At 32.5% G+C, this 10,017-nt stretch carries 9 protein-coding genes; 6 read left to right on the top strand and 3 right to left on the bottom strand.

Features of this window, described 5'->3' with window-relative positions:
• Positions 1-359: 359 nt before the first annotated feature.
• Together AC4AGG_RS13615 and AC4AGG_RS13610 are read right to left on the bottom strand one after the other, a co-directional pair.
• Positions 360-803 (bottom strand): IS5 family transposase, encoded by a 444-nt coding sequence (locus AC4AGG_RS13615; RefSeq protein ID WP_489772558.1) that lies wholly within the window; start codon positions 801-803, stop codon positions 360-362.
• An 18-nt stretch (positions 804-821) separates the two neighbouring features.
• Positions 822-1,127 carry a transposase gene (locus AC4AGG_RS13610; protein WP_489772557.1) on the bottom strand — a complete coding sequence of 102 codons (306 nt, stop codon included), beginning with the start codon at positions 1,125-1,127 and terminating at the stop codon, positions 822-824.
• A gap of 235 nt (positions 1,128-1,362) precedes the next feature.
• Here AC4AGG_RS13610 and AC4AGG_RS13605 point away from each other — a divergent pair, with 235 nt between their 5' ends.
• Positions 1,363-2,187, top strand: coding sequence for a phage tail-like protein (locus tag AC4AGG_RS13605; protein WP_489772556.1), 825 nt, complete (start codon positions 1,363-1,365; stop codon positions 2,185-2,187).
• A 239-nt stretch (positions 2,188-2,426) separates the two neighbouring features.
• Here AC4AGG_RS13605 and AC4AGG_RS13600 read toward each other — a convergent pair whose 3' ends face one another.
• Positions 2,427-4,301, bottom strand: coding sequence for an ABC-F family ATP-binding cassette domain-containing protein (locus AC4AGG_RS13600; protein ID WP_489772555.1), 1,875 nt, complete (start codon positions 4,299-4,301; stop codon positions 2,427-2,429).
• A gap of 208 nt (positions 4,302-4,509) precedes the next feature.
• On the opposite strand from AC4AGG_RS13600, the gene AC4AGG_RS13595 reads away from it, so the two are divergent.
• The 5 genes from AC4AGG_RS13595 (at position 4,510) to AC4AGG_RS13575 (ending at position 9,988) form a co-directional block, all read left to right on the top strand.
• Entirely contained in the window at positions 4,510-5,328 is an 819-nt protein-coding gene (locus tag AC4AGG_RS13595; RefSeq protein WP_489772554.1) for a carboxypeptidase-like regulatory domain-containing protein, read from the top strand.
• A gap of 67 nt (positions 5,329-5,395) precedes the next feature.
• Positions 5,396-5,914 (top strand): DUF1761 domain-containing protein, encoded by a 519-nt coding sequence (locus tag AC4AGG_RS13590; RefSeq protein ID WP_489772553.1) that lies wholly within the window; start codon positions 5,396-5,398, stop codon positions 5,912-5,914.
• A 30-nt stretch (positions 5,915-5,944) separates the two neighbouring features.
• Entirely contained in the window at positions 5,945-7,084 is a 1,140-nt protein-coding gene (locus tag AC4AGG_RS13585) for an 8-amino-7-oxononanoate synthase (protein ID WP_489772552.1), read from the top strand.
• Positions 7,085-7,142: 58 nt separating this feature from the next.
• Positions 7,143-8,630, top strand: a complete 1,488-nt coding sequence (locus tag AC4AGG_RS13580; RefSeq protein WP_489772551.1) for a glycoside hydrolase family 32 protein — start codon at positions 7,143-7,145, stop codon at positions 8,628-8,630.
• A 35-nt stretch (positions 8,631-8,665) separates the two neighbouring features.
• A complete protein-coding gene (locus AC4AGG_RS13575; RefSeq protein ID WP_489772550.1) occupies positions 8,666-9,988 on the top strand; it encodes a sugar porter family MFS transporter in 1,323 nt (440 codons plus the stop codon).
• The last annotated feature ends 29 nt before the right edge of the window (positions 9,989-10,017 follow it).

Genomic DNA, 10,017 nt, shown 5'->3' with positions numbered 1-10,017 from the left:
TAAGAAATCAAAAATTTGATTTTAAATAAGAATCATTAAGCGAAAAACTCTTAAATCCTTAATGGTAAAAACATTTTACAAATTTAAACAGGCTCTTAGCGATTTATTTTCGTAGTTATTTTATTGTTGAGATTTTCAAGGATTTTATCCTGTTTTCGCAATGTAGCTTTCATGCTTTATCGAATATAATTGAAGCATATGTCAATGTATCTATAAACAATTTGAAATTGAATACACAAAATACAGTTGGGCTCCTAAAAATTAATCAAAACAGTATTTTACATATGGTTAATAATAATTTATTAATACCTATATATTTATCATACAGTATTATCACTAAATTAGAGTCTGTCAAAATTTCATTTATAAAGTTTGTTAAGCATCAAATTAATCATTGCAAGTTGAATCATAGCTTCGCTTGTATTCGATTGAAATTCAAAGTCTTTGCTTAGTCTTCTGTAATTACCAAACCAAGCAAAAGTTCTTTCTACAATCCATCTTTTAGGAAGCACTTTAAACTTTTCTTCTTTGTCAGTTCTTAATATAACTTCTAATACAAAAGAACATTTGGCTTTTAGTATATCAATCAACTCGCCTCTGTAACCACCATCTGCAAACACTTTTTTGATTGTGTAAAACTGCTCCTTAAACCTTTCCAAAACATCTTTCGCTGATTTGCTGTCATGGATATTTGCAGAATGAACAACGACAAACAGCAACAATCCTAAAGTATCCACCACGATATGTCTCTTGCGTCCTTTAATTTTCTTTCCTCCATCATATCCTATATCACTTCCACCAATTTTGGTTGTTTTAGCAGATTAGCTGTCAATGATGCCAACACTGGGTTGTTCATTTTTATTAAATTTCTTCCTAACCTTTCCTCGAATAGCTTCTAATAAAACTTCAAATAATCCTTCGTTTTTCCATTTTGAAAAGTAATAATAAACCAACTTCCAATTTGGAAAATCTCTTGGTAACATCCGCCATTGACATCCTGTTTTCAAGAGATAAAATAGAGCATTGAAGATTTCTCTTAAACTATATTTCCTCTTGCGGTTGTCTTCCAAAATGTTTAATATTGTTGTCCATTGGTTATCAGAAATGTTGGTTGGATAGGTTATCATTATTATCTTAATTGATTAGTTACCAACAAGATACGAAAATAATTCAACTTAAACAACTGATTATCAATGTTTTATGTCTTTTTTTTTATTCTACACAATAGATTATTATAAAAATTTAGACAGACTCTATCTTTTTAAAATCCAGATTTTTGTTTAACTTTGCACCGATTAACTTTAATGGATTTAAAGAAATTTATTAAAGTTAAAAAAAATTGATGAACTAAAATTTATAAATATGAAACCTTTTTTTGCACTCCTTTGTTTATATTTTTCAATGAATATAAATGCTCAACAAGTAGGAATTAATACTGTAAATCCTGACGTTAGTGCTGTAATGGACATTGTATCCAACAGTAGAGGATTGTTAATACCTCGACTAACAACAACTCAAAAATTAGCAATTACTACTCCTGCATCTGGTTTGATGGTATATGATACTACTGAAAGCTGCCTTAATATTAATACAGGAACTCCAACTAGTCCTATTTGGCAGTGTCAAGAAAAGAAACCTGTCAGCACTAGCACAAACATTCCCGCTACCGTGATTTCTAATAGCGTTTTAACAATTAGGGACAATGAAGCTCCATCTGGTCAACTAAATTACCAGCAATGGGTAGATGTACCTGGATTATCCATTACTTTTACTTTGGCAGAAACACGAACTTTAAATTTGAATTGGACGTTATTTACAGGAATTACCAACAATGATGGAAGTACCCTTTCTACTGACCTTTTCGCTCAAATGTTTACTTGTATTTCGATTACAGGAGGAACATTTACCGGAAATGTTGCAGACTCGACTAATTATCTTAGTATGATACATAACCCTGGAGGAGCTAACTATTTTGCCCTCATGAATAACAATACCAATAGCTACATCACAAATTTACCAGCAGGTACTTATACGGTAAAGGTAAGGGTGTATGCTGCTGGATTTTTAGGAAATTTGAATGGTGTTTTAATAGGTGCTAATTCAGTAAACTGGACAGGAGGAATAAACATGACTAGTGATGAAAAATCAAAAGCTGCTTCTAACAAATTAACAGTAAGCTTCTTATAAAAAAATAAGTAAACGAAAAAGACAAGACCTAGCACTTGTCTTTTTTTGTTTATTTACACATCTCTTAACTAATACTTATAAGTAGTTTAAGTCATTGATATTAATTCATTGATAATTGCATCTTCAAAACTACTAGGTCAATTTGCAGACAATTGACCAATTTTATTAAAAATATGATTGCTTTTCAACATCTTATTGCTATTAACAAAAAGGATAGGTAATTCGTTTAAAACAGATTATTAAATTTCTTGTAACTCCAACCAGCGCATTTCGGCTTCTTCCAGTTTACCTGAAACCATTTCTAAATCATCAGAAAGTTTGGCTATTTTCTCATAATCGGTTTCGTTATTAAGCTTTTCCAAAATTCCGTTACGCTTTTTTTCAAGTTCAGGCATTTCTTTATCTAGCTGTTCTAGTTCACGTTGCTCTTTGAAAGAAAGTTTCTTTTTGATTGTTGATTGTTGGCTTTCAGTTGTTGTTTTTTTAGATCCAGGTCTTATTTCTTGGTTTTCAGATTTTGACTCTAAACTCTTCGACTCTCTATATTCCGAAAAATTTCCTGTAAAACCTTTGATTTTTCCTTCTCCCTCAAAAGCTAGAATATGGTCAACAATTCTATCCATAAAGTAACGATCGTGAGAAACGATGATTAAGCTCCCTTGAAAATTCTGTAGAAAATTTTCCAAAACTGTCAAAGTCGGTAAATCCAAATCGTTGGTCGGTTCATCAAAAATTAAAAAATTAGGATTTTGATACAAGACATACATCAGATGAAGCCTTCTCTTCTCACCCCCCGAAAGTTTAGAAATCGGAGAATATTGCGTTTGGTCATCAAACAAAAACAACCTCAAAAATTGAGAAGCAGAAATGGTTCTTCCACCTGACAAAGGAAAATTTTCGCCAATTTCTTTGATGAAATCAATGACTCTTTCATCTTCGTTATATTTTAACCCTTTTTGAGAAAAGTATCCAAACTTGATAGTTTCACCCGTCTCAATCACGCCTGAATCTACAGGTTCTAATTCTTGAATAATATTAAGCAAAGTGGATTTTCCTGCTCCGTTTTTTCCAACAACTCCGACTTTTTCTCCCCTTTGAAATTGGTAAGAGAAATCTTTCAACAATAATTTATCTCCGAAGCTTTTGTTGATGTCTTTCAGTTCTAAGATTTTTTTTCCGAGACGTTTCATTTCGAAATCCAACTCTAAATTTTGTTTTCGAGTATCGGTTTTTGCTACTTTCTCAGTTTCGTAAAAGGCATCAATTCTTGATTTTGATTTGGTCGTTCTTGCTTTCGGTTGTCTTCGCATCCATTCCAATTCCTTTCTATAAAGATTGTTGGCTTTATCAATAGTTGAGTTTAAATTATCTTCTCGAATCATTTTATTCTCAAGATAGGTCGCATAACTTCCATTGTGAACGTAAAGATTTTGGTCTTCCATTTCCCATATAATGTCACAAACCGAATCCAAAAAGTAACGATCATGGGTCACCAAAAGCAATGTAATCAAGGCTTTAGATAAATAATTTTCGAGCCATTCCACCATTTCTACATCAAGGTGATTGGTTGGTTCGTCCATAATCAACAAAGTGTGACGATGTTCTGCTCTAGTTTCTACCAATAATTTTGCGAGCGCAACTCTTTTGATTTGTCCACCGGAAAGCGTTTTCATTTTAGCTTCTAAATCGGTGATTTTTAATTGAGATAAAATCTGCTTCATCTCATTTTCCAAATCCCAAGCTTTATGCAATTCCATTTCGATGAGGGCTTTTTCCATATCTTCAGCTTTTTCGGTATGCAAGGCGTGATGATAATTTTTTAAGGCTAAAATTGGTGCAGAATCTAAGGTCATCATAAATTTTTCTACCGAAAGCTCCCCTTCAAAATCTATTTCTTGATCAAACAAAACAACTTGGATATCCTTATTAATAGTCACATCACCTGAATCAGCAATCTCTTTTCCCAATAAAATTTTGAGAAGTGTTGATTTTCCGCTTCCGTTCTTTGCAACGATAGCAATCTTATCTCCTTCGTTGATATGAAAGGAAATATTCTTGAACAAAACTTTTAAACCATAAGATTTAGTGAGATTTTCTGCAGAAACGTAGTTCATATTGAGTCGTAAAATTATTAAGAGGTAAAGTCATTTTTTGTGGTTGTAAAAATACGGAAATTTATAGACCTTAAATCAGTTAAGAAAAAAGCTTTAAACTCCAAATTAAAAATTTCAAATAATTTAACACATAGCTATTTTTATTTAACGATTTCTTGAGACTTTTGTTAAGTTTTAATTTTAAAATTTGTGGTGAAATAAAAATGACATGAAAAAAGTTTACTTATTACTTCTATCTGCGTTCAGTTTAATTGCTTTTGCTCAAACATTTTCAGGGAAAATTGTTTCCTCAGAAAATCAAGAAGCATTACCTTATGCAAGGATTGGAATTGAAAATGAAAACATTGGAACCATTTCAGATGCAAACGGAAATTTCACAATGGATTTCAGTAATATTGACCAAAACAAAATCCTAAAAATTGAAATTGGTGGTTATCAAATCTTCACAAGTACTATTGCAAATTTGTTTCAAAAAAAAATCACCAAAATTGAACTTAAACCCAAAATAAAAGACATTGAAGAAGTTGTTATTAATCCCAAAAAATACGTTCATAGAAATTGGGGCAATAATACTAAAGCTAAAAATATTACAGTAGGTCATAACTCCGAACTTTCTGAAGCAAGTCGGTCTAAAGAAATTGCTGTTCTTTTCAAAACCAATAAAAGAACAAAAATTGAAAAAATCAATTTGAATATTACTTACTTTTCTGCTAAAAACCCTGTTTTCTTGAGAATAAATATTTATGACAAAAATTTTAATTCAATTATTTCTGAGGACATTAGTAAACAGATTACCAAAAATGATTTGATAGATGATACCTACACAATTGATGTTAGTGATAATAATATTTGGACAAATGATGATTTTCTTGTGAGTCTTCAAATTCTAAATGATATTGATGGGAGTTTCTATCTCAGTGGTGCTTTTTTTGGAAACAAAACTTTTATAAGAGAATATCTAGGAAAATGGAAAAAAGTTCCTGTTGCAAGTCCCGCAATAAACATTGACGTAAAAGTTGAAAAATAAACATGTCATGTAAGAATTCTGCAAAAAATTAATTACATTTATTTTTTAATTATTCTAAAATAAAACTATGGTACAAATTAATTTTTTGGCGTTGGTTGTAGCGTCATTTATTCCATTAATTATGGGATTCATTTGGTATAACCCCAAATTAATGGGAACCGCTTGGATGAAAGAAGCGGAAATGACGGAAGACAAAATGAAAGGAGCGAACATGGCGATGATTTTTATCCTGTCTTTCGTTTTTTCATTTTTCATGGCTTTTATGTTGCAACCGATTACCATTCACCAATTCGGTGCATCAGGAATGATTGGAGGAGATGAAAGTCTTGCAAAACCTTCTTATACTGCTTTTATGGCTGATTATGGAACAGCGTTTCGTTCTTTTGGTCATGGCGCATTACATTCTGCAATGTTGGGAGTTTTGATAATTTTTCCAATCGTTGCAATTAATGCAATGTTCGAAAGAAAATCATGGAAATACATTTTCATCAATTCAGGTTATTGGTTAATTACCGTGATATTAATGGGTGGGATTATTTGCGGTTGGTATGAAATGGGACATTTTAATTTGGTTACTCCGAAATAAATTATTAAGACTACTTTTGTAGTCTTTTTTATGGATTGTCAAATAAAAATATTCAAAAATTCTGGAGATATCCTTTTGCAATGGGACGAGGTTATTGGTCAACACAACCTTCTTTTGTCACGGGAATATTTTTCTGTTTTAGACGAATCAAGACCGGAAAATATGCAATGTTTTTATGCTGGTTTCTTTCAGAATGAAAATTTGGTTGGTGGAACATTATTTCAATACTTAAACTTTGAACAACACAATGTTCTTCAACAAAACAAAGTTTCTTGCAGCATCCGAAATTATTTGACCAAGAAATTCAGTAAAGATGTCCTTATTTTGGGAAACAATATGTTGACCGGACAGAACGGATTTCATTTTGACACTGAGAAAATTTCACCTGAAAAAACAGTTTCACTTCTGTTAGAAGCGGTTGATAAAGTTCAGAATGAAATTAAAAAATCATCCATTGTTATCTTTAAAGATTATCAAGACTCGGTTTTTAACTATTTTAAAGTTGAAACATTTAAATCTTATTTTAAATTTTCTGTTCAACCGAATATGGTTTTAGAAATTCGAGATTCTTGGAAATCGTACACAGATTATCTCAATGATTTTTCTAAAAAATATCGCGTTCGGGCAAAGTCGGCTCGAAAGAAATTGGAAATTTCAGAAACAGTTGAAAAAAGAGAAATGAGTTTGGAAGATATTATTCTTCATCAGAACTCAATGAATCAGCTTTATCACAATGTAGCTGAAAATGCTTCTATTAATACTTTTTTCTTGACAGAGAATCATTTTGAAAGTTTTAAAAAAAATCTGAAAGAAAATTTCAGGGTTTTTGGATATTTTGAGCAAAATGAATTAATCGGTTTTTATACGTTATTACTTAATCAAAAAAATATCGACACTTACTTTTTAGGCTACAATAAAACGCTTCAAAAAGAAAAACAAATCTACTTGAATATGCTTTTGGACATGGTGGAATTTGGAATTGAAAACCAATTCAAAAAAATAATCTTCGGAAGAACCGCACTTGAAATTAAATCAACCATCGGAGCAGAACCTGTTGAAATTTTTGGCTTAATTAAACATAACAATTCGCTCATCAATCCTTGGATGAACCGAATTTTTCCGTCCATTGAACCCAAATCGGAATGGGTTCAAAGAAAACCTTTTAAATAATCTCGTTTCCCTTTCTGTCATTCCTTGAAATTTATTATTTTTAATAAAATTTTCCAGGATGAAACCAAAATTCCTAATCCTTCTTCTGATAGGTCTTTCATTGAATCTATTTTCTCAAACCACTTCATTTAACGAAAAGTATCGTCCGCAATATCATTTTACCCCCGAAAAAATGTGGATGAACGACCCAAATGGTTTGGTATATCTCAACGGAAAGTATCACCTATTTTATCAGTATTATCCTAATGATAATATTTGGGGTCCCATGCATTGGGGACACGCAGAAAGTACTGACCTTATCCATTGGAAGCATTTGCCAATCGCTTTGTATCCTGACAAAAATGGTTGGATTTTTTCAGGAAGTGCAGTTATTGACAAAGACAACACCGCAGGATTTGGGAAAAATGCTATGGTTGCGATTTTTACATATCACAACGATGAAATATGGAAAGCAGGAAAGAAAAACACCGAAAGTCAAGGGATTGCTTACAGTTTGGACGAAGGAAAAACGTGGACGAAATACGCAGGAAATCCAGTGTTGAATAATTCAGGAGAGCAAGATTTTCGTGACCCGAAAGTTTTTTGGAATAGGCTTATCAATCAATGGACGATGACTTTGGCGGTTCATGACCATTTGCAGATTTATTCTTCCCCGAATTTAAAAGATTGGAAGCTGGAAAGCACTTTTAAACCTGAAAACGATATTGATGTCGGTGTTTGGGAATGCCCTGATTTAATTGAATTAAAAGTCGAAAATTCTAACGAATCCAAATGGGTTCTTATACAAAATCATGATAGAAAAGCACCGAATGGCGGTTCTGGAACGCGATATTTCGTAGGTGATTTCGATGGAAAGACATTTAAACATACCCAAAATTCGATTTGGTTAGACTCAGGAATGGATTATTATGCAGGTGTAACTTTTGGGAATGTTCCTAATGATAAGAAAATCTTGATTTCGTGGATGAGCAATTGGTTTTACGCAACAAAAGTACCGACTGAAATTTGGCGAAGCGCTATGACTTTACCAAGGGAATTATCTTTGAAGAAAATTGATGGACAATATATTTTGACTCAAAAAGTTGTGGAACAATTTCAAGGAATTGAAGAAAAAGGATTATCTAAAAAAAGTGCTAAAACACCCTTTCAAACCAAATTTGATTTGTCTCAAGCTCACATTGGCTTCGATAACAAAAGCCAAGAAAATGATTTAAAAATTGAATTTTCAAATTCAAAAAATGAAGTATTCATTATTGAATTAAAAGGAAATCAGCTCATCACTGACCGAAAAAAATCAGGTTTAGTTGATTTTGAAAAAACTTTTGCAGAGAAACTTCAAACGATGGATTTACGAAATCAAAAAATCAGAAATATTCAACTTTATCTTGACCATTCCTCAGTTGAAATCATCTTGAATGATGGCGAATTTTCTTTCACTAATCTGTATTTTCCAACAGAAGCTTATTCTGATTTAAAGGTAACTTCCACCAAAAAAACTAAGCTATCTAATTTTACAATTAACCCTATCAAAAGCATTTGGAGATAATTTTTCTCCAATGATTTTCAAAAAAATTTTAGAGCATGAAAAATTCAAAATTACTTTATTGGTCCATCGTTGTGGCACTTGCTGGATTTTTATTCGGGTTTGACACCGTCGTTATTTCGGGTGCCGACAAACAATTGCAAGGTTTATGGAATAGCACCGACTTGTTTCATGGCTTGGTTGTGATGAGTTCTGCGCTTTGGGGAACGGTTTTAGGAGCTATTTTTGGTTTTATTCCAACTAATAATTGGGGTAGAAAGAAAACACTTCTTGGGATTGGGGTGCTTTTCTTTGTGTCAGGAATTGGTTGTGCTTTGGTTAATGACCCTTATGTTTTTGCTTTTTTCAGATTTATTGGTGGTGTTGGAATTGGTATTTCTACGGTTGTTGCTCCAGCTTACGTTTCCGAAATCGCTCCTGCCAAAAAAAGAGGAAGATTGGTTGCGCTTTATCAGTTCAATATTGTTTTTGGGATTTTGAGTGCTTTTGTTTCCAATTATTTTTTAAAAGATATTGGAGAAAACGCTTGGCGTTGGATGTTGGGAGTAGAAGCCATCCCTGCTTTTATCTATACTTTGATGGTAATTGGCGTTCCTGAAAGCCCACGTTGGCTAATTGAATACCGTAACGACCAAGAAAATGCTAAGAAAATTTTGTTACAAATTAATTCTGAGGCCGATGTTGAAGCCTTGATGAAAAATATCGAAAACGAAAAACATCAAGAAACGGTAACGGAAAATATCTTTATGAAAAAGTATCGATTTCCTTTTATGCTTGCTTTTTTGATGGCCTTTTTCAATCAATTTTCGGGGATTAATGCCTTTTTATATTACGCTCCAAGAATTTTTGAATTAGCAGGATTGGAAAAATCTGCTTCATTCTTAAGCAGTATCGGAATTGGTGTTATCAATCTTATTTTTACACTCATCGGAATCTCACTTATCGATAAATTCGGTCGAAAAACGTTGATGTACATTGGTTCTGTAGGATATATTATTTCTTTGGGATTGGTAACATTGGCTTTTCATTTTGGTTGGAGTGGAAATTTAATTCCAATATTTTTCTTCCTTTTCATCGCGGCACATGCAATAAGTCAAGGTGCTGTAATTTGGGTTTTTATATCTGAGATTTTTCCTAACAAACTTCGGGCAGCTGGACAGTCTTTTGGTTCTTCGGTGCATTGGGTTTTAGCAGCAGCTATTCCTGCGTTTATTCCTTATTTGTTCAAAGAAATTGGGGGAGCTGCAGTATTTGCCATCTTCACTTTTATGATGATATTGCAGGTGGTATGGGTGAAGTTTATGATGCCTGAAACCAAAGGTCAAACATTAGAAAATTTAGCGGAGAAGCTATCAAAGTAGTTTTAAATTAGTACTTCATTTTAATGAAA

This window comes from Chryseobacterium sp. CG10_8 (assembly GCF_058117085.1).
The sequence above is the reverse complement of the archived record's forward strand: the minus strand, read 5'-3'. Positions and strand labels throughout refer to the sequence as shown.

Excerpts from the sequence above, each read along its gene's own strand:
- AC4AGG_RS13610 (WP_489772557.1), bottom strand. The coding sequence starts at position 1,127 with ATGATAACCTATCCAACCAACATTTCTGATAACCAATGGACAACAATA.
- AC4AGG_RS13605 (WP_489772556.1), top strand. The coding sequence starts at position 1,363 with ATGAAACCTTTTTTTGCACTCCTTTGTTTATATTTTTCAATGAATATA.
- AC4AGG_RS13600 (WP_489772555.1), bottom strand. The coding sequence starts at position 4,301 with ATGAACTACGTTTCTGCAGAAAATCTCACTAAATCTTATGGTTTAAAA.
- AC4AGG_RS13595 (WP_489772554.1), top strand. The coding sequence starts at position 4,510 with ATGAAAAAAGTTTACTTATTACTTCTATCTGCGTTCAGTTTAATTGCT.
- AC4AGG_RS13590 (WP_489772553.1), top strand. The coding sequence starts at position 5,396 with ATGGTACAAATTAATTTTTTGGCGTTGGTTGTAGCGTCATTTATTCCA.
- AC4AGG_RS13585 (WP_489772552.1), top strand. The coding sequence starts at position 5,945 with ATGGATTGTCAAATAAAAATATTCAAAAATTCTGGAGATATCCTTTTG.
- AC4AGG_RS13580 (WP_489772551.1), top strand. The coding sequence starts at position 7,143 with ATGAAACCAAAATTCCTAATCCTTCTTCTGATAGGTCTTTCATTGAAT.
- AC4AGG_RS13575 (WP_489772550.1), top strand. The coding sequence starts at position 8,666 with ATGAAAAATTCAAAATTACTTTATTGGTCCATCGTTGTGGCACTTGCT.